Below are 20917 nucleotides of genomic sequence, written 5' to 3' on the forward strand. Positions count from 1 at the left end.
TTTCCATCAGATACTCAATCAATTTTAAGTATCAATTATTACGACACATACCCTTCCTACAGCTTCAATCCTGCTTTTCCTTCCACCATATTGGGAGAGGCTGTGATTACCGATACACAGAATGCTCCGGTGAACACCCAGGCAATGCCTACCCTGAGCCTTGTAAAGAATATAGAAGATGATAACTGGACTAAAAATTATGTCTACTATGATAAAAAAGGAAGAGCAATAGGCACGTATACCATTAACCATCTTGGAGGAACTACCAGAACAGAATCAGAACTGGATTTTTCGGGAGTAGCAAAACAATCTAAAGTATACCATAAAAGACTCAGTACCGATACCGAAAAGGTAATCTCCCAAAGCTTTGATTACGACAATCAATACCGGGTCTTAAAACATCGCCATCAGGTAGACAGCGGTCCTGTGGAACTGTTAACGGAAAATACCTATAATGAGCTTTCACAGCTTTCCAATAAGAAAGTGGGGGGCGGACTTCAAAGCATCGATTACCAATATGACATCCGTGGTGCGCTTATCAAAATTAATGATCCGGCTGCACTCGGAACCAAACTTTTCGGCTATGAACTAAAGTATTTTAATCCTCAGAATACAACTGTTTCTGGGGGAAAATACGATGGTAATATTACAGAAGTGACCTGGAAAACGGCTTTAGACCAGGTTTTAAGACAGTATAATTACCAGTATGATGGACTGAACAGGCTTAAAAAAGGAATATATTCTGAACCGGGGGCTTCTGTTCCGCAGAACGGATTCTTTAATGAAACCTTAGCTTATGATCTGAACGGAAATATGACTTCATTGCAGAGAAATGGGAAAAGCAGTTCAGGAACAGCGCAGCTTATTGATGATCTTACCTATAATTATACAGGGAATAAGCTTAATACGGTTACTGACACTTCAGGAAACTACAGTGGCTATCCTGATACCTCCGGGAACATTATTTCCTATGATGATAATGGGAATATGACGGATCATAAAGATAAAGGAATCTTACAGATCTATTACAATCATCTTGATCTTCCTAATTATCTAAAGTTTGATAAGGGGTTATCAACACGAACGGGAATGATTAATGAAAATACATCTTATACCTATCGTGCAGATGGAACTAAACTTAAGAAAATTTATAACTATACTCCTCTTATTGTTGATCCTTTAGGTACCACCACCACGCTATCAACCAAAATTACAGAATATGTAGATGGTTTTCAGTACGAAACACCTGCAGGCAAAAAGGGAGGGACAAATCTTATCTTAAAATTTGTTCCTACCGCTGAAGGCTATTACAATTTTGAAAATAATAAGTATATTTACAGCTATACAGACCATTTGGGAAGTGTGCGTTTAAGCTACTCCAAGAACCTGAATGGCAGCGCAGAAGTTCTTGAAGAAAACAACTACTATCCTTTTGGTTTAAAGCATGAAGGTTACAATGTTTTAGTAGGCAACCCTGCTTATAATTACCAGTATAACGGTAAAGAACTACAGAAAGAAACAGGCTGGAGTGATTACGGCGCTAGAATGTACATGGCTGACATTGGCCGATGGGGTGTAATAGACCCGCTGGCTGAAATGATGAGAAGGTATTCGCCTTATAACTATGTCTTTAATAACCCCATAAGCTTTACCGATCCTGATGGAATGGCTCCGATGCATCAGCTGAAGATTGCCGATGAAAGCGAAGGAGGAGGTGGTGGTTCAAGCTGGACCAATCCAAACTGGCTGGGCTTAGGAGGTGGAAACCTTGGGGATAGTTATGGCTTTGGTTCTCTAAGCCCATCAGGAGGTGAAGGAAACAGTGGTGGCTCTGCCCAGGGATTAATTAACACCGCGTTTGGCGTAGGCGGAAGCTGGGATAATACGGGATCTGGTTTTGCAAATGGAGATCATGTAAGCTTGGGATATGACGGAGGTTATCAAAGTCTTAACACCAATTATGCAGAAGGAGGTATTGGAGATGCCGTTATTAATATTCCTGAAATTAAGCTTTCTGGAAGCAGTTTCTTTTGGGCATCACGAATCCGAAGCCATGTCAATAAGTACATGGAATGGTGGAACTCTCAGAGTCAGTCTGCTAATATTTATAGTTTCCAAAATAGAATTGGTGATCAGGTACTGCCCGCAAAAGAGAGTGTTTTAGGTAAGTTATGGTCATTTATGAGCCCGCGTGAATGGAAAGATTCTGATGGACTATCATATCAAGTAAATTCTGCTGGGAGAATTACTAATTTAGCCCCTTTAATGGGTGATCTTCCTCTTAGTAGCGGAGGATTGAAAAACTTGATTAAAACTGCGGATGGATCGTTTTATTCAATTGCTTTTCAAATGAAGCTTGCGGAAACCTCTTATCCAGGTGTAACCAGATATATGCATTTTAAAGAAGCTAATATTGCGTTAGAATCTGCTATGAAATCTAATCCATTATTGAATAAACTGGGAATAGTTATACCAAAATCTGCATCAGGGTCAATAATAGGAAAATCTCCAAAGGACTGGGTATGGCATCACAATACTGAAAAGGGATTAATGCAATTGGTCCCTAAAAGTCAACATCCTAATGTTCCTGGTGGAATCTTTTGGGAGACTATGCATCCAGGAAAAAAAGGAGGATTTTCAATTTGGGGAAAAATTAAATAAAATTATAATATATGAAACTTTTAGAATTAGTTCAATATTTCAGAAATGGAGGCTCTTATACAGAGTTTTGTCAATTACAAGATTTAAATACTGAATCTGAAGTAATAGAAATCTATATGGAGCAACCTTGGGAAATTGACAAAGATTTGGCATTTTTCGAAATTGAAAAAACAGAAGGTAACATTGAATATTCTGCCAATGGTAAAGAATATTCTAATTTATTTGATTTCTACTATTTTTTGGATGCAATAGAAGAATCTAATAATGATGAAAATCAATCTTTATCCAATGAAAAGCTTACAAAACTTCTTTACAGTTATGCAATAAACGATGCATAATAGAGTTAATCAAAACCTGTCTTATAAAAGACAGGTTTTTTTAAATATTGATAATTTTAAAAAAACTGGCGAGAAGCAATGTCCGATTAACAATCCTTCTGAAAGGAATGATCGTAAAATATAATATGTGAAGCCAAAACAATTTCAAAAGAAGCCGTTGCAACAAATGGGACTTTAACAGCTGGTCCATTTGCAGGAGAAGGTTATCCTGCTGTAAACGGGCATAGTAGAAATTTTACTGTTGCGGAAAAACAAGCAATTAGAGAGCATACACTTGGGTGTCATACTTGTGGCCAAACGAGTCCAGGAACTAAATCTGGCTTTTTTATTTTAGATCACCAACCAGCAAATACTTTGGTTCCAAATGGCTGGCCACAAATTTTCTATCCACAGTGTAAATATTGCAGCGCTAGCCAAGGAGGGATAATTTCAGGAATGAAAAGACAAGGTATATTACCAAAAATAAGTAAATAAATTATATGATAACATACAAAGGAATTCAATTAAATGTAATAGATAATCTTTATGTAGAAACAAAAGAATTAAATTCTTATATAACTAAAGAAATCAGAATAACTATCGGTAAAAATCAAGCTGAAAGCTATATAGATGTCATTAAGTACATTATAGATTATATTGTAGATAATAAACCTATCATTTCCGAAAATCAAAATATCGGATATTATTCATGGCTCTTACAATTTAGATTAAGTGAAGATAATTATTTTGATATTTATGAAGTAAATTCTAATGGTAGTGACTTTAATAAAGGTTGTGATGTAGCAATTTCAGCCGTTAGGGAACAAAGTGAAATGTGTTGGCAACAAAATCTTATTCCTCTTTTTCCAAATTTCAATCAGTCAGTTGTTATATCAGATGGTGTTTACGATGGAAAAGATATAGAAGGAATTAGGTATGATGCACCTCAGGATGAAAGTGGTTGGTATCTTATTGCAGATGACTATAATGAAGATATTAAGACGTTAAAGATGGTACATTTTTATCATGTTGCTTTTGCTCGTCCTGATATTTTGAAATATCTAGCTTTACCGTTTGGATATAGATTCATAATGAAGGGAGGAAATATTGAAATACGTAAGAACGAGCAATAATAATGAACAATAATTAAGATGTATTGGCAATTGGAGTTGCTATCTTTTTTACGACAAGAAATTTATACTTCTTATACTCTCAAATTTGAAAATGTGTTATAAATAATTAGGGTATTGATTTTTATACGCTAATTTTAATTACAGTGAAGAAGGTTAATTTTAACCCGACATGGTTTTCATTTTTAAATAGATTATAAATTTATGTATAAGCTAATAGAACCCGAAGTAGCAGGTGGCCTAGGAGACAAAACGGAAATGGATAATTCATTTTTTCCACCTTTAATAAAAACTCTAAATTACGAATTTGATGGATGGTTAGGAGATGATATTCTTGAATCTTTTCCTTGTTATATAATGACTGAAGTATTACGAAAAGGAGTAGAAGCTGAAGGTTTAACAGGAATTTACTTTAGTGAAGTTTTAATTTCTAAATCTGAGACCTTTTTGGAACTTTATTCTAACAGAGATCTTCCCAATTTTTTTTGGGCAAAAATTAGTGGAGAGCCTTACAAAGATGATTTTTTTATTACTGAACAAAACACTTTAGCTATCTCAGAAAAAGCTTATTTTTTGTTAAAAAAATATAGCATAAATCATGCAGATATAGAATATTTGTAAAGATTCAAAGGATTTATGAGTATATATGGTTATATAATAAAATAATATATTGAAAGTTTATGTCGATACAAAATAAAAATAAAATGCATATTTTGCTAATTATTTATGTTCTCTTTACTTTAATTGCAAGCATTTTCGTCTTGAAATATACTATACAAAATGTTGCAAATGAAATTAGCTCAAAGAATATAGCCTTGTTAATGGTTGATCTTTTAGATATTCTCTTTATGATCATGTTTTTAAAATGGAAAAAATGGGCATTATATGGGCTTGCAATGAATACAATTGTAATGTTCATTTATAATTTAAGTGAAGGATACGGATTTTTTTTATCAGTACTTGGATTATTTGGATTTTTTATAATTTGCGCTTTACTATTCCTAAAAAAGGATGGAAGAACGGGATACCAAAATCTAAAATGAGTTCACGATTTCTTAACTTATATAATTACCAACATGGATTTACCTATTCTTTGAATAAAAACAATGCTTTTTCTTTACTACTTTCTATCTTCAATTTCTCATTTGCACCTTGAAGAATATTTTGAACATTTGCAATGAGCGGCTCTATAATACGAATTTCATAATTACCTAGTTCAAACTCATGATTGTGCACTATTACATTACCCATATGACCCTCCAATTTTATAGGAACAATTTTATCTACAGAATCTTCAAATAATTCAATATTATTTTGTGTTAATGGTACTTTAAACGATATTCCTTTAAATGCCTGCTCTATCGGTTCCTTTTTAAATTTTGCAATTATTTTTTCTAAATAAGAATAGTTTTCATCAGATACATCATTTATATCAATATTGGAGAACTTAATTTTGAAAGCTTGCTCTATTTCTCTAAGTTTATTAAAATACTTATAGTAAAAAATATTATATTCATACAGTCCTTTTAATCCATCCAATATACTTGACTCAAACCTATCTTTTGAAGTATATATCAAATTTCCTTCTGAATATACATTAAAAATTTTCCCTAAAGCAAAAGAATTCATTGCTGTATAAAATTGTAATTGTTTTGAAACACTGTTGATCTCAAGCGAATTTTTATAATCAAACTTAAAATTTAAGGAGCTGTCTTCTTTTAAATAAAATAAAATTTCAAATTCATTATTGTAAAACTCAACAAGCAACTTATTTTTGTTTCCTCCCCGAAAAATTTTAATATGAACATCATTTATTTCAATACCATTTTCAAATACCAAGTCAACTTTTTTGTCAAAAGACGGCATAGGTATTACTGTCAAATTTTTAATATCATCAATATCGGCAATTTTAATTCCTTCTATTCTAAAATCCCAGTTGCTAAAGGCTGACTTATCAATGACCAATTCGTCCAGATATTCACCTTTAGATAAGTCAATAATTTTGTCAAAGTCCGGATAATCTGATTTTATTGTAAACTTTGCTTTCGTTTCCGGATCATTATTTATTCCGCTAAAACTTTTTATTATGTTTTTAGACTCATTTATTTCAATATCTGATTTCAAATTAAAATTTCTAATAAATTCTGCATATATTTCTGTTGAAATAAGTTTGTTCTCACAGTCCTTCTTAATATTGTCTTTTAGATACTGAATCAATTCTGAAAATAACTGTTCCCCCGTAGAGTCAATATAATGAATATTTTTGCCGCTTAAATGATATAATTTCTGGGGTGGTACTTTTGGAGAGACAAAAAAACATTCTTTGCGGTTTTCTCCCAATTTTTTAGCAATGCCGTCAAAAATTACGGCAATATTAGAATCTTCAAGATTGTATCCGATAAATAATATATTCTTTGTTGCTATTTTTTCCTTAATCACGGTCCACAAAACATCATCTCCTTTTCTGTTACCGAAGAAATTGTCATAATCGGATTTAGTAATTATTACTGAGTCAGGAACAGATAAATCGCCATGAATTTTAAAAAGATTTATTTTTTTGTTATCTAAATATGGAATTTGTTGATCTGAATAAATTACATTTAAGCTGGACTTAAATGCTTCTTCAAATAGCCGATCATAATTTGTTGTTATAATATCTCTAAAATGAGGAATTTTGGCTATGATTTCATGAGTTGATATTGATGGGAAATTTTTTAATAGAATTCTTTCTTTTAGTCTCTGAATAATATAATTTCTATTATTTCCTTTAATCCTATAAATCTCTTCTACCAAGTCAGGAAGAAGAAGGTTTTTATTTATGTTGTCTTTTTCCTCTTTAGATAATCCATCGAACAAAAATTGGGACAACTGATTTCCGGAAGGTAAGCCTGCATAAAGGGATAGTCCTGCTCCTATCCACAAAACTACTTCTCCTCGACTAATTAATTGAAATAAATTTTCTTTCCCCATAATACATTTTATTAAACGTTAATATAAAAAAAAGATTATAACACTACAAACAAAAACTTTACTGCCTTATAAATTAGTATATAATCTTTAGAAGTTAGGCGGTTTTTTATTGTGACCCACTTGACCTCTTCCTAATGGGCATTAAAAGTCTTTAATTGTTTTTTTATCTATTTCATTTAATAACTTAACAGCTATTATGCTATAATTACGATTAGAAGAATATCCATTAAATTTATATTCTTTATTGTCTTGGATTACAACAAGTATTGGAGTTATATCACTCATCTTTTCTATTCTATACTTGTAGTTATCATTTTCAATATATAAAGTTTTGTTTTTATTCTTAATATTGAAAATGGGATTATTGTAAATGTGATGGTTAATATTTGCTACAGCATTGTCTTCGATTATTCTTAATTGATTGTTCATGTATTTTTCGTTTATGATATATAAATTTATGAACAAAAAATAATATTTTAAATATAAAATAACTCCAAACGCTCATAGGGAGGGGATGAATTAAATTATGAACAATTCCTAAATACTTTACTTTCTGAAAAAAAACCAAATTTTTCCTAATAATTTATTCTCAAACTTGACGATTAAAAAAATGAGAATAGTGAAAGATGTAAAGATTTTTTTGATAGGTTGGAATTAGGTTGGAATAAATAAAAACAAAAAACCTCTAAAGATCTGTTAACAAGATAATTAGAGGTTTTTGAAGAGGTACCTAGCGGATTCGAACCGCTGTAGATGGTGTTGCAGACCACTGCCTAGCCGCTCGGCCAAAGTACCATTTTTACCATTTTTGAGGTGTGCAAATATAGCAAAAAAAAATTAATGAACAAAAATTTTTAAATCATTTCTTTCGCTCCAATGCTGTTGATATCGCTTTTCAGCTGTCTTTCAGCTTCATAATCTTTTATGTTCACCACACGTGTGCTGCTCCAATTATCATGAAAGCCATTTTCACCCAAAAATGATAGTTGGTCAACCAATATAATTCCTCTTATAATATTTCTTACAAAATAATTTCCGATAGAAGGTTTTTCCCCATCAATCATAATTACTTTGGTTCCTGTAATCAGTTTTCCCAGGCTTCTTCCGCCGGTTATGGCTTCCATGAAGAAAGAAAATAATATATAAGAAATAATGCCTAGCAATCTTTGGGCAATATCGCTGGTATTGGCAATCCATTCTCTGAAAGCCGGACTGATAGGCATAAGTATCATAAGAATGATAAAAAACACAATATAAAAAGCAACAAGGTCAATTAGATAATTAGCAAACCTTGCTCCTTTGGATGCCCGGTGTCTGTCTACAATTTGTAAATATTTTCTCATGGTTAATTTTTGTTTTTTTTATTAATTTAAATTCCGTTAAGTATTAGTTTTAAAGTGGCATTCGTTTCAATGACTGCTGTGATGCCGGATTGGTTGACCAGGACACTGCCGGGTTTCAGGTTGAAAACCCTTCCGTTCATTTTTAAGCCTTTATAATATTCTTTGTTAAATGCCTCTTCTATACTTTTCTTGGAGGCGAGTTCCAGTTCCTGTGTTGGAATTCCGTATTCCTCTTCGATCATCTTTACAATTTTCCCTTTGAAAAGCAGGGTAGCGGTTTTCTGCAGAATATTGGCTGTCCTTAAATTGAATTTTGTATTGGAGAGAACAATTTTCTTTTTCGTTTCGTCATATACAGGGATCCCGGAAATAATGGCTTTTCCATTTACGTAGCCTTCTGTTTCAGCTTCAATGATCACTCTTCCTTCAGCACCATAAACTCGGATATCTTTGATCTTTACCTTTGAGCCTCGGACATCATATTCCTTGTTCATGAACATATTTCTGGCAATATTGGTAGCTTCAGAAAAAGGAACATTAGCTGTGGTCTGCAAGAGGAATTTATCTGCCAGAACAGGAACGACATTAAAGTTCCCGGCTGATTTTACCGTTGGTGATGCAGCAGGCTTGCTTCCTGTAAACGTTTCCGAGTAAATATCCATTCCTATATTCGTAGTGATCTCATTCCCATAGAATTTCAGTGGGGTGATATTCACGCCTACCGGGCTTATTTTCAGCCACGTATTATATTCCTCCGAAATATTAAAAGGCTGCGAGAAAACATTCCATGCCATTACTGCATACTGTTGGAAATTCAGCTGGGTAGCCATCTGCTGATCAATAGTCTTGGCAAATTTCCCCTGCTGTTCCTTCAGGCTTTTTTCTACCAGTGAAGTGATAGGAATCTGTATTCTGCCATAATCCAGAACAGGCTTTGTCACCCATCTGAAACCGTTGGGCTGTGTATTGGTAGAAATTGTCCAGTTGTTATTAAAATTAATCGTGGTATTGAAGGACATAACTGTTTCAAAAGTCGTATTCTGATACGAATAAACTCCCAGGGTACCAATCCCTTTTTCGGCCCATATTTTTAAAGGAACTTCTATCAGAAGGTTTTGGCTTGTTCCGCCCACAAGACGGATAGGCCGGGTTTTCCATACTTTGACCTTAAACTGATCGTTATTGTTATCTGTATAAGAATCATCCTGAAATACCAGCTCTTTTACCGAAGCATTAATCATATTGCTGATTTCAGAAAGCGGAATGGTTACCGGCATAGTAATGCTGGATTTTATTTTCGGGAAATTGTAAACAGCGGATTGATTATCAACAGCAGTCTGGCCAAAAACCATGGCGAAACTTAATAAAAATAATAATTTGATGGATTTCAATTCAGTATGTTTTTTGTGTAGATAAAATTAAAAATCATCAGGTTTGAAGCTTCTTTCCAGTTCAATACTTGCGCCTTTCATTTCGCCCTGCATCGGTGGTGAAGTTTTTGTAATCTTCAGTTTAATGTAGGAAATCTGGGGGAAACTTTCATGAATCTTCAGGATAATTTTTCCTGCCACATGTTCCAGTAATTTGGATTTAATGGCCATTTCCTGATGAATGATCCCGTTGATTTCAGCATAGCTTATCGTATCATTCAGGTCATCTGTTTCCGCAGCTTTCCAAAGATCCGTGTGCAGTTCTGCATTTAAAATATAATAGGTCCCGATGATATTTTCTTCGGGAAGCACGCCGTGGTAGGCATATATTTTTACATCTTCAAGAAAGATCTTGCTCATTGTCCTGATTTTTATTCAGCAAAAATCGTTTTAATTCTTCAAAATCTGCATTTATTTCTACAGTTTTTTTCTCCTTTTTCATGAGATCATTCAGTGCTTCGGGGATATCAATGGTGATATGGGCTGCTTTTTCTACTGCTTCAGGGAATTTTACAGGATGTGCAGTTCCCAATATAAGTCCCTTTTTGCTTGGATTTTCATTCAGGTACCGTTCCATAGCAGCAAATGCAACCGCACTGTGAGGATCGAGGATGTATCCATATTTTTCATAGACCTCTTTAATGGTATGCAGTGTGGATTCATCATCTACTGAATATCCCGAAATTACATTCTTCAGATGATCAAACTGATGTCCGAAAAGTTCCAGAATTCTGGTGAAATTACTTGGATCTCCAACATCCATGGCGTTGGATAAGGTGGCTACAGCTTTTTTAGGATGATACTGATGACTTTTCAGATAATCAGGAACTACATCATTTTTGTTGCATGCAGCAATAAAATGCTCTGCAGAAAGCCCACGGAAGTAGGCAAGAAGTCCAGCACAGATATTTCCGAAATTTCCACTCGGAACGCCAATGACCGGATCCTGATTTTCGTGCTGTTTCCATTGTTTTAAAGCTAATAAATAATAAATCTGCTGAGGAAGCCATCTTGCAACATTAATAGAATTAGCTGAGGTTAAAAACAATTCTGAGTTAATACTTTCATCTGAAAAAGCTTGCTTGACAAGATTCTGACAGTCATCAAAATTTCCGTTGACTTCCAGTGCCAAAATATTTCCTCCCAGTGCTGTAAGCTGTTTTTCCTGAACAGCACTCACCCTGTTTTTGGGGTAAAGAATAACCACATTGATCCCCGGGACATTATAAAATCCATGGGCAACAGCTCCGCCCGTATCACCGGAAGTGGCCACAAGAACTGTTACTCTTTTATCCTGATCTTTTAGAAAATACGACAGGCAACGACTCATAAACCTCGCTCCCACATCTTTAAATGCTAACGTTGGTCCATGGAAAAGCTCCAGAATAGATATACGCTCACTGATCTTTTTTAAAGGAATCTCAAAGCTGATGGTTTCTGTAGTAATTTTCTTTAATATTTCCGAAGGAATTTCGTCCCCGATAAAATCTTTCATGCATCTGAACGCAATTTCTTCATTGGAATACAGATGCAAATTTTGAATAAATTCTTCATTAAACTGAGGAATTTTTTCGGGAAAAAACAATCCTTTTTGATTACCCTGGCTTTTTATAGCAGCTGTTTTGAAATTAGCGGTTTCCGGCTTATCTTTTAAATTATAATAATTCATTGTCTTTAATTTATTGGTTATCATCATGATCTTCTTCAACAATCTCAATTCCTGAAGGGTTTATTTTTGAGACATACACAAAACTCTCAATTTTAATTTCATCATAAATAGATTTCATCAGCTGGGCAATCTTTTCTGCCGTTTCTTTTTTCTCTGCCAGCATAAAAATTGAAGGTCCTGAACCTGAAATTCCGCCTCCAAGTGCACCGGCCTCCAAACTTCTTGTTTTAATCTCATCAAATTTCGGAATTAGGATGCTCCTGACAGGTTCTATAATCACATCATTCAGACTTCGTCCGATGAGCGGAATATCGTTTTTGAGGATTCCTGTCACGAGTCCTGCTATATTTCCCCACTGTTCTACAGCATCTTTCAGAAGAATATTTTTCTTTAAAATCTGCCGTGCATCAGAAGTTTTTACTTCGACCTGCGGATGTACTGCTGCCACAAACAGGTTGGGGGTACTCAACGGAATAATATCAATAGGAGAGGAGGATTTCACCAATGTGATACCTCCATAAATGCACGGGGCAATATTGTCTGCATGGCGTACTCCGGAAGCAAGCTCTTCACCGAACATAGCGAAATGAACCATTTCTTCACGGGATAAAATATTTCCTAATAAGGCATTGGCCCCAAAAGCGGCTCCGGCGGCACTTGCTGCACTGGAGCCGAGCCCGCTGCCCGGCTTTATATGTTTACGGATTGTGACTTCAAAACCTTTTGTCAGCTTCAGATGCTCCATGATGTTTTGGAGAACAACGCCCGCTACATTTTTTGACGGATCTTCCGGAAGCCCGAAATGATCTTCATGCCTGATAATGATCTCAGGACTGTCCAGTAATTTCAGTTCCATTTCGTCATAAGGCTCATGGATAGCCATTCCCAGGATATCAAATCCGCAAACGAGATTGGCAATGGTAGCCGGAACTTTTATTTTTATCTTTTTCATATTATTTATTTTAAACTGATCGGATAATATCTGCAAAAACACCGCTGGCAGTTACTTCAGCCCCTGCACCGGCGCCTTTTACAACAAGAGGCTGCTCGGAGTATCTTAAAGTTTTGAAAATGACAATATTGTCTTTGCCATACAGATGGTACAGATCACTGTCCGGAGCAACATGCTGAAGGCCAACCTTAGCTTTGCCATCTTTAAATTCAGCGGTATATTTCAATATTTTGCCATTTTTCTGAGCCTCACTGACTAAATTTTTAAAATGACTTTCATATTCAGTAAGCTTCTTATAGAAGTTTTCTACACTTCCATGAAGGCATTCTTCAGGCAGGAAGCTTTCATTTTCTATATCTTCAAACTGGAGGGGGTATCCGGCTTCTCTGGCAAGAATTAAGATTTTTCGGGCTACATCAGTTCCAGTCAGATCCAGCCGTGGGTCCGGTTCAGTAAAACCTTCTTTCTGTGCCTGGGCAACAACTTCTGAAAAGGTTCTGCTTCCGTCATAATTGTTAAAAACGAAATTCAAGGTTCCGCTTAATACAGCCTGGATTGACGTGATTTTATCGCCGCTTTTCATAAGATCATTAATGGTTCCGATAACGGGAAGCCCGGCTCCTACATTGGTTTCAAAGTAGAATTTGCAGTTGTGATTCCGGGCAGTACTTTTTAAGTTTTTATACACTTCAAAATCTGAAGAGGCTGCAATTTTATTACAGGCCACAATATTGATGCTTCTTTTTAATAAATTGTCATAGATTTCCGGTACTGAGGAGCTGGCTGTTACATCAACAAATACTGAATTCCTAAGGTTTCGGGAAATGATCTCCTCTGCAAAGCCATGGATAGATGCTTCGGCACCTTTTTCACTCCAATTGCTGTATTCGCTTTCAGAAATTCCCTGATCAGAAAAAAACATTTTCCGGCTGTTGGAAATGCCTGCAATTCTTAGATTAATTAAATTGTTTTCCCTAAGATATTCATTTTGTTCAAAGATCTGCTCTACCAGTTTTGATCCTACATTTCCGACTCCACACAGATAAAGGTGTACCTGCTTAATTTCAGATTCAAAAAATTCTTCATGAAGAACGTTAACTGCTTTTTTAATATCCTTTTCTGAAATAACGATACTGATATTCCTTTCCGAGGATCCCTGTGCAATAGCTCTGATATTAATCCCGTTGTTCCCCAGGCATCCGAACATTTTAGCGCTGATTCCACTTCTGTTTTTCATGTTTTCTCCTACCAGAGCCACAATTGAAAGTCCGGTTTCTATTTTTACAGGAGTCACTCTCTGAAGTTTTATGTCATCTTCAAAAGAGGAGTTCACAACATTTTCTGCATGAAACACATCTTTTTCATTGACAGCAATGGTAATAGAATGTTCCGAAGAACCCTGGGTAATAAGAATAACATTAATCTTTTCAAGGCTGAGACATTGGAAAAGTTTTGCTGAAGTTCCGGGAATTCCTACCATTCCACTGCCTTCCAGCGTAAGAAGGGCAATATGGCTCATATTGGAAACTCCTGCAGCGATCTGTTGCTTTTCAACAGCCGGTTTGCTTAATTTATGGGAAACTAGTGTTCCACGTGCCTCCGGATCAAAAGTATTTTTAATCTTAAGATCAATATTTTTTGCCATAACAGGTTGTATGGATGGCGGATATAGAACCTTGGCCCCAAAATGGGAAAGTTCCATGGCTTCATGATAAGAAATCTCAGGAATGGGTTTAGCATTGGAAGCCAATCTTGGGTCTGCAGTCATCATCCCGTTTACATCGCTCCAGATCTGAAGTTCTTCAGCAGAAACTGCCGCCGCAATAATGGCTGCTGTATAATCGGAGCCGCCTCTGCCTAATGTGGTGGCATTTCCGCTCTGATCTCTAGCTATAAAGCCGGGTGCAACGATAATCTGATTTTTATGCTCAGCTGCAAAATTCTTTACATTTTCTTCAGTGATCTCAAAATCTACCTTCGCATTGGTAAAACTGCCGTCTGTTCTGATCTGGTCAGCCGAATTCATCCATATACAGTCCAATCCCTCATACTGAAGCCTGGCTGCAATAAGGTTTGAGGACAGAAACTCTCCATATGAAGTAATCCTGTCCCGGATTTTATCTGTAAACTCACCTAATACAAATATTCCGCTGTAGATATCTTCCATATCATTAAAATGCTTTTTAACGAAGCTTAGCCATGAGCTCTGGGATAAAACAGGAATCAGTTCTTTAACAAGTTCCAAATGCCTTTCTTCCAGATTTTTAATGATGGGAATATATTTTTCATTTTTAAGAGAAGCGTATTCAGCTGCTTTTATCAGGGTATCAGTAACACTGTGAAGGGCTGAAACTACAACAATTACTCTGCTCTGTAAAGATTCTTTTTTAATAATATTTTCTGCCAGAAGAATATTTCCGGCATTGGCGACAGATGTACCGCCGAATTTTAAGACTTTCATCCAATTAATATTTAAGGTTAGGTAAAACGAAATGTTTACTCTTTAAAAAAAGAGTACGGGTGCAGGAAATAATATGTGAAAATTTACCCCGCTAAGGGGTAGTTGTTGTAGTTGTGAATGTAGAAACAGAAGATAGCCCCGAAACAGGTGATTCCGGTACAAAAATATCTGATATGTTTCTTAGAATGTTCATTCTTTACCAAACAAATGTACAAATTATTCGGAAATATCAAAATTATTTTGTTAGAAATGTTGATTACAGAAATCTTCCAAATTGTATCACTTATTCAATATTCAGCTACACCTGCTAATTCTGGTTTGGCTTTGATGTTTTTGAGTTCCATCTTTGTTAAGCATATCAACAGTATGTGAAAAATTCAGTTATAATAGAACTGTAAATAGTTATTAACAATAAAAAAAGTATTATGAAAAAATTATCGAAACAACAGTTGAAAAAAGTAAATGGTGCAGCGTGTCCTGGAGGTTGTCCCTATCCTGCAGGAACTACTTTTGGGCCCCCGGGATCCGGAGCAACACGCAGCTGTCAGCAGTATGCTGCTTTGACGGATTGTTGTAAAGGACAATATCTTGTGATGATGAGCTGCGTAGGTCCAGTGGTCAATTAAAACTTTATTCTTCATGTTGTGATGTTTTTTCACAAATGATGTTTAAAGTATTGTATTTATGAAACAAAATTAAAATTAATATGAAAAATTTAAAAAAACTTTCAAGAGAAGGAAAGAGTAAAATCAGCGGTGGATTTACCGACTTTCAAATTGAAACATGTGGCGGGGCTGCGTATGTATGTTTTCGCGGTGGCGGCGCATGGGGCTGCTGGAGGACTCCGGGAGGTACGTGCTATGCTCCGATGGTGTAATTAATTTAGAGTCTCTTTTTATTAGTACATTTTCATAGATGAGGTTTAAAATGCTATATTTAGAAACCAAAACAAATCAATATGAAAAATCTTAAAAAGTTAGGCAGAGAAAATTTGAAATCGATTAACGGAGGAAATACCTGTTTTGAGTACTGCCCTCCGGGACCTTATGGAGTAGGTCCGGATTATCCAAAATCATGTGAAGATTTTAATGCTTTGCCTGAATGTTGCAAATTAAGGGTGAAAGTAGATTATTTCTGCTTCGGACCTATTTAAAAAGTAAAGCACTGTTATAAAACAGTGCTTTTTAATTTACTAGAATTGATTAACTCATCAACTTTTTAAGAAGTGGCTAAACATTTTGGAGGACTACCACATACTCCCGGAATACATACTTCATCGGGTTTACAATAAGTGGCACATTCTGTTGATGTTCCGCCATTGATGCTTTTTAGACATTCTTTGTCTAATTTTTTTAAATTTTTCATATGTAAAGATTTTGGTTTGAATCTTAAATATATAAAAAAATAAGCACTGTGAAACAGTGCTTTATTATTATTTTATACTTTTTGAAAGATCCAGCATGGCCTCGATTGGCTTGAGAGCCTTTAAACGAAGCTCTTCGTCGATAAGGATTTCCGGGAGCTCGTATTTCATACACAGATACAATTTTTCCATGGTATTACGTTTCATATAGAAACATTCCGAACAGTTGCAGCTTTCATCAAAAACCAGCGCTGGAATCAGTTCCTTATGCGGGGCACGTTTTTTCATTTCGTGAAGAATTCCTTCCTCAGTGGCGATAATGAATTTCTGGCAATCGTCTTGCTCTACAAAATTCAGCAGAGCAGAAGTAGAACCTATAAAGTGAGCCAATTTTAAAACGGCTTCCTCGCTTTCAGGATGTGCAATTAACTTCGCATCAGGATTGTCTGCCATCTGCTGGGCAATTCTTTCCATAGAAAATGCTTCGTGTACGATGCAGCTTCCGTCCCAAAGAATCATATCACGACCGGTTTTTTTAGATAAATATCTTCCCAAATTTTTATCCGGAGCAAAAATGATCGGTCTGTCTTTTGGAAGGGCTTCAATCACAGTTTCAGCATTTGAGCTGGTTACGATGATATCACTTTCTGCTTTAGTTTCTGCGTTGCAGTTAATATACGTAGCGATCAGAGCATTAGGATGCTGTTCGCGCATTTTTCTCAATCCTTCTCCTGAACATCCGTCTGCCAAAGAACATCCGGCCATGGTGTCAGGAAGAACTACTTTTTTAGTCGGGTTCAGAATTTTAGCGGCTTCAGCCATGAAATGTACTCCACAGAATACGATCATATCTGCATTGGTGTCTTTGGCCTGTCTTGCCAGCTGCAGAGAATCTCCCAGGAAATCAGCAATATCCTGAATTTCTCCCGGCTGGTAATAATGGGCAAGGATCACCGCATTTTTTTCTTCCTTAAGTTTCAGAATAGCTTTCACCAGTTCTTCTCCTTGAGGGATTGCTATGTCTTTTATATCCAGAAATCCTCTTACAGGAATCGCAGATTTAGCTTTTTCTAATGTTTCGGTACTCATATCCACCTTAATGTTTTTTGATTCTGGAAGTTAGAAGCTAGAAATTAGAAGTTAGAATGTTGTAGTTTGAATTGTAATTACTCTTTCAAACTTCCATGATTCGACTTCCATCATCCATCTCTTAATTCCCAATAAAATTTTTTATTAAACTTTCTATTTCTTTTTTTGCTACATCAAGATCGGTATTAATAACGATCCTGTCAAACTCTTTCGCAAAGGTCATTTCTTCTTCTGCCTTTGCTACACGTGTTTTGATGGTTTCTGCATCGTCCGTATTTCTGGAGATCAATCTTCGTTCCAATTCTTCTATGGAAGGCGGTTCAATGAAAATGGACAGGGCTTGCTCTCCAAAATATTTTTTTAAGGAAATCCCCCCTTTTACATCTACATCAAAAATAACTACTTTTCCCTGATTCCAGATTTTTTCCACTTCAGATTTTAAAGTACCGTAATATTTGTCAGTATATACTTCTTCATATTCTACAAAAGCATCTTCCGCTATTTTCTGTCTGAATTCATCAGGACTCAAAAAATGATAATCCACTGCATGGATCTCACTTCCCCTCGGCTGTCTTGTGGTACATGAGATGGAGAACGCCAGTTCAGGAAACGTTTCCAGAGAATGCTTTACTAATGTAGTTTTTCCGCTCCCCGATGGTGCTGAAAATATGATTACTTTATTCATTTAGATTAGAGATTTTTAGATTAGAGATATGAGAATAAACTCTTTGATCTCTTGTCTATAGGTCTATGGTCTACAATACGTTTAACGTCTGTTCTTTTATTTTTTCCAGATCATCTTTCATCATGACTACCAGCTTCTGGATCTCTGCATGATTGGCCTTTGAACCTAAAGTATTGATCTCTCTTCCGATTTCCTGGGAAATAAAGCCCAGTTTTTTTCCGTTGAAATCTTCGTTATCCATTACTTCTTTGTAGTATTTCAAATGCTGGGTCAGCCTTACTTTCTCTTCTGCAATATCAAGTTTCTCCGTGAAGTAAGCCATTTCCTGGTAGAAACGTGTTTCGTCTACATTCTCGAATTCTTTTAAAGATTTCTGATAACGCTCTTTTACAGCAATGATTCTTTCTTCTTCATAAGGAACTACTTCAGAAAGATATTTATCAATATTCTGGATGTTTCTTTCGAGTTCTTCATGTAAAATAGATCCTTCTGTCTTTCTGAATTCCATAAAGCGGTCTACAGCTGCATGAACGATCTTTGCCAAAGCCTCCCATTCACCGTCTGTAAGTTCATCAGGCCTTGAAGTAATGGCATCAGGAAGTCTTACTGCCATTTTCAGATATTCAAAGTCTGGACCGTCAGAAGCGATGGTACGAAGCTCATTCATATAAGAGTCAATTAAACTCCTGTTGATCTTTACGTCATTCGTCTCTTCAAGGTTCTCCAAATTAATGTAGCAATCTACCTTTCCACGGATAATTCTGTCATTAAGGATTTTTCTGATCTCAAATTCTTTCTCTTTATAACGTAAAGGGACTTTAATATTCAAATCAAAGCTTTTGCTGTTCAGAGATTTAATATCTATTGAAATCTTTTTTCCTTCAAAAACACCTTCGGCTCTGCCGAATCCGGTCATTGATAAAATCATAGTTTTTTATTGTTGTACAAAGATAAACATTTAAATTAGCACTGTGAAATCGCAGTGATTTGGAAACCACAATTAATGATGAAGATTTAAGATTCCATATGACTTTTAATAAACAAATAGATAAACTACATATAAAAAACTTGATTTCAGTTGTAGGACCCACTGGAATAGGCAAAACGAGGCTGGCAATTGATCTGGCCAGGCATTTTAATACGGAAATTATTTCCTGCGATTCCCGCCAGTTTTTTAAAGAAATGAAAATAGGGACAGCATCGCCTTCGGAAGAAGAACTGGCGGAAGCACCTCATCATTTTATCGGGAATCTTTCGGTTCAGGAGTACTATTCTATCGGGCAGTATGAGGAAGACGCTTTAAAAAAAATCAATGAACTTTTTGTCAATCATGACACCGTTATTTTGGTCGGCGGAAGTATGATGTATGAAAAAGCAGTTATTGAAGGTTTGAATGACTTACCTGAAGCTGATGAAAACAATCAGAAAAAATTACAGGAAATCCTTGATACCGAAGGAATCGAAAAGCTTCAGGAAATATTAAAAAAACTTGATCCCGAGTATTTTGAAGTGGTGGATTTTCACAATCACAGAAGACTTTTACGGGCTATTGACGTAATTTGGCAGACGGATAAAAAATATTCTGAACAGATTGCTGTTTCCCAGGATTCCAGAGACTTTAATGTGATCCGTATCGGAATTGAAGCTCCAAGAGAGGATTTGTATGACAGGATCAACAGAAGAGTAGATATCATGATGGAAAAAGGACTTTTGGCGGAAGCGGAAAGTTTAGAAAAGTTTAAAGATCTTACTGCTTTGAAAACTGTTGGATATGCAGAATTATTCAAATATTTTGACGGAGAATGGGATCTGGATTTTGCTGTTTCCGAGATCAAAAAAAACAGCCGCAGATATGCAAAACGTCAGCTGACATGGTACAGAAAAGCGGATGATATTCACTATTTACCCTTGGGATATTCACAAAAAGATTTTGATAGTTTGATTGAGTATATTAATCAGGAAATTCAAAGTATATTTTAAATTATAATTTTTATATTAGAGGAAAAGCAATAAATGAATAATATCGAATTAGTAGAAAATTTAATTGAGCAAGCGCAAAATCTTAAATATAAGGATGGCAAACTAGACGAGGTAACGAAGCGTACTAAAATGATAATTAGAAAATCTTTTGGAGAAAACTCCGAATATCTTAAAGATTTGAAAGGTATTTTGTATTCACCATTTGTTTTCACAAGCAATACGCCAGATAGAACTTTTGAAAGGTCATTTTATAATGGTAAGCAGGAATTGCTTAATTTATTAAATGTAATGTTAGAAGATTTATCTTTAGATTTAAAATTATCAAGAAAAGTACATGATACTGTTGCTAATGGAGTTTTTCGAATTATGAATGAAGAAACTAAAAAAGAAATGAACAAAAATATTTTTGTGGTTCACGGGCACAATGAAGAAATGAAATTGTCAGTTGCACGAACATTAGAAAAATTAGAACTTATTCCTACAATTTTACATGAGCAACCGAGTAAAGGTAGAACAATTATTGAAAAATTTACAGAGTACTCTGATGTAGGATTTGCAGTTGTTATATTGTCGGCTGATGATATTGCTTATCCAAAAAGTTCAGATGGTTCAAACCCCAAACATAGAGCAAGGCAAAATGTAATATTAGAACTTGGTTATTTTTTAGGAAAATTAGGTAGAGAAAAGGTTCTCGCTTTATATGAAGAAAACTCAGCATTAGAAATTCCATCTGATTACATGGGGGTATTATTTGTTCCATTTGATAAATATGGAAAATGGCAGTATGACTTAGTTAAAGAATTAAGAGCTGCCGGATTTGAAGTTGATGCAAATAAAATTATTTAATTTTGAAATAGAAAAAGTACG

At 35.3% G+C, this 20917-nt stretch carries 21 protein-coding genes and 1 tRNA gene; 9 read left to right on the forward strand and 13 right to left on the reverse strand.

The window, feature by feature from the left end:
- The 5 genes from DRF61_RS22735 to DRF61_RS20185 form a co-directional block, all read left to right on the forward strand.
- Positions 1–2661 (forward strand): RHS repeat-associated core domain-containing protein (locus tag DRF61_RS22735; RefSeq protein ID WP_185144813.1); only part of this gene is annotated, 2661 nt, incomplete at its 5' end.
- Between the two features lie 11 nt (positions 2662–2672).
- Positions 2673–2999 (forward strand): hypothetical protein, encoded by a 327-nt coding sequence (locus DRF61_RS20170; RefSeq protein ID WP_111960451.1) that lies wholly within the window; start codon positions 2673–2675, stop codon positions 2997–2999.
- Between the two features lie 479 nt (positions 3000–3478).
- Entirely contained in the window at positions 3479–4111 is a 633-nt protein-coding gene (locus tag DRF61_RS20175) for an immunity protein Imm33 domain-containing protein (RefSeq protein WP_111960453.1), read from the forward strand.
- Positions 4112–4312: 201 nt separating this feature from the next.
- Positions 4313–4729, forward strand: coding sequence for a hypothetical protein (locus DRF61_RS20180; RefSeq protein WP_111960455.1), 417 nt, complete (start codon positions 4313–4315; stop codon positions 4727–4729).
- A gap of 140 nt (positions 4730–4869) precedes the next feature.
- Positions 4870–5151: a hypothetical protein gene (locus tag DRF61_RS20185; protein ID WP_146897215.1), complete on the forward strand. Its 282-nt coding sequence runs from the start codon at positions 4870–4872 to the stop codon at positions 5149–5151.
- Positions 5152–5194: 43 nt separating this feature from the next.
- Here DRF61_RS20185 and DRF61_RS20190 read toward each other — a convergent pair whose 3' ends face one another.
- From DRF61_RS20190 to thrA, 9 genes are all read right to left on the reverse strand, one after another.
- On the reverse strand, positions 5195–7078 hold the full coding sequence (locus DRF61_RS20190; RefSeq protein WP_111960459.1) for an SIR2 family NAD-dependent protein deacylase: 1884 nt from the start codon (positions 7076–7078) through the stop codon (positions 5195–5197).
- Positions 7079–7219: 141 nt separating this feature from the next.
- Positions 7220–7507, reverse strand: a complete 288-nt coding sequence (locus tag DRF61_RS20195; protein WP_111960461.1) for a hypothetical protein — start codon at positions 7505–7507, stop codon at positions 7220–7222.
- A 295-nt stretch (positions 7508–7802) separates the two neighbouring features.
- Positions 7803–7873: transfer RNA gene (locus DRF61_RS20200), tRNA-Cys, on the reverse strand.
- A gap of 59 nt (positions 7874–7932) precedes the next feature.
- Positions 7933–8421: an RDD family protein gene (locus tag DRF61_RS20205; protein WP_111960463.1), complete on the reverse strand. Its 489-nt coding sequence runs from the start codon at positions 8419–8421 to the stop codon at positions 7933–7935.
- Between the two features lie 26 nt (positions 8422–8447).
- The gene (locus tag DRF61_RS20210; RefSeq protein WP_111960465.1) at positions 8448–9812 is read right to left on the reverse strand and encodes a DUF4403 family protein; all 1365 of its coding nucleotides are present in this window, start codon (positions 9810–9812) and stop codon (positions 8448–8450) included.
- A gap of 27 nt (positions 9813–9839) precedes the next feature.
- Positions 9840–10211, reverse strand: coding sequence for a dihydroneopterin aldolase (folB, locus tag DRF61_RS20215; RefSeq protein WP_111960467.1), 372 nt, complete (start codon positions 10209–10211; stop codon positions 9840–9842).
- Entirely contained in the window at positions 10192–11520 is a 1329-nt protein-coding gene (thrC, locus tag DRF61_RS20220; RefSeq protein ID WP_111960569.1) for a threonine synthase, read from the reverse strand. Before thrC ends, folB begins: the two co-directional genes overlap by 20 nt.
- A 10-nt stretch (positions 11521–11530) precedes the next feature.
- Positions 11531–12472 (reverse strand): homoserine kinase, encoded by a 942-nt coding sequence (locus DRF61_RS20225; protein ID WP_111960469.1) that lies wholly within the window; start codon positions 12470–12472, stop codon positions 11531–11533.
- Between the two features lie 10 nt (positions 12473–12482).
- Positions 12483–14933, reverse strand: coding sequence for a bifunctional aspartate kinase/homoserine dehydrogenase I (gene thrA, locus DRF61_RS20230; RefSeq protein ID WP_111960471.1), 2451 nt, complete (start codon positions 14931–14933; stop codon positions 12483–12485).
- Positions 14934–15358: 425 nt separating this feature from the next.
- On the opposite strand from thrA, the gene DRF61_RS20235 reads away from it, so the two are divergent.
- Complete coding sequence (locus DRF61_RS20235) at positions 15359–15559, forward strand: hypothetical protein (protein ID WP_111960473.1); 201 nt, start codon at positions 15359–15361, stop codon at positions 15557–15559.
- Positions 15560–15891: 332 nt separating this feature from the next.
- Positions 15892–16086 (forward strand): bacteriocin-like protein, encoded by a 195-nt coding sequence (locus tag DRF61_RS20240; RefSeq protein WP_111960475.1) that lies wholly within the window; start codon positions 15892–15894, stop codon positions 16084–16086.
- 65 nt (positions 16087–16151) lie between these two features.
- On the opposite strand, the gene DRF61_RS22740 is transcribed toward DRF61_RS20240, so the two are convergent.
- The 4 genes from DRF61_RS22740 to DRF61_RS20255 form a co-directional block, all read right to left on the reverse strand.
- Positions 16152–16298, reverse strand: a complete 147-nt coding sequence (locus tag DRF61_RS22740; RefSeq protein WP_157963414.1) for a bacteriocin-like protein — start codon at positions 16296–16298, stop codon at positions 16152–16154.
- A gap of 67 nt (positions 16299–16365) precedes the next feature.
- Positions 16366–17385, reverse strand: a complete 1020-nt coding sequence (nadA, locus tag DRF61_RS20245) for a quinolinate synthase NadA (RefSeq protein ID WP_111960477.1) — start codon at positions 17383–17385, stop codon at positions 16366–16368.
- Positions 17386–17506: 121 nt separating this feature from the next.
- A complete protein-coding gene (gene gmk, locus DRF61_RS20250) occupies positions 17507–18070 on the reverse strand; it encodes a guanylate kinase (RefSeq protein WP_111960479.1) in 564 nt (187 codons plus the stop codon).
- Between the two features lie 70 nt (positions 18071–18140).
- Positions 18141–18998, reverse strand: coding sequence for a YicC family protein (locus DRF61_RS20255; protein ID WP_111960481.1), 858 nt, complete (start codon positions 18996–18998; stop codon positions 18141–18143).
- Positions 18999–19096: 98 nt separating this feature from the next.
- Between DRF61_RS20255 and miaA the strand changes: the two genes are divergently transcribed.
- Positions 19097–20050: a tRNA (adenosine(37)-N6)-dimethylallyltransferase MiaA gene (miaA, locus tag DRF61_RS20260; RefSeq protein WP_174772337.1), complete on the forward strand. Its 954-nt coding sequence runs from the start codon at positions 19097–19099 to the stop codon at positions 20048–20050.
- A 33-nt stretch (positions 20051–20083) separates the two neighbouring features.
- Positions 20084–20896 (forward strand): TIR domain-containing protein, encoded by an 813-nt coding sequence (locus DRF61_RS20265; protein WP_111960483.1) that lies wholly within the window; start codon positions 20084–20086, stop codon positions 20894–20896.
- Positions 20897–20917: the final 21 nt, after the last annotated feature.

It is taken from the genome of Chryseobacterium lathyri (genome assembly GCF_003290185.1).
Taxonomy (GTDB): domain Bacteria; phylum Bacteroidota; class Bacteroidia; order Flavobacteriales; family Weeksellaceae; genus Chryseobacterium; species Chryseobacterium lathyri.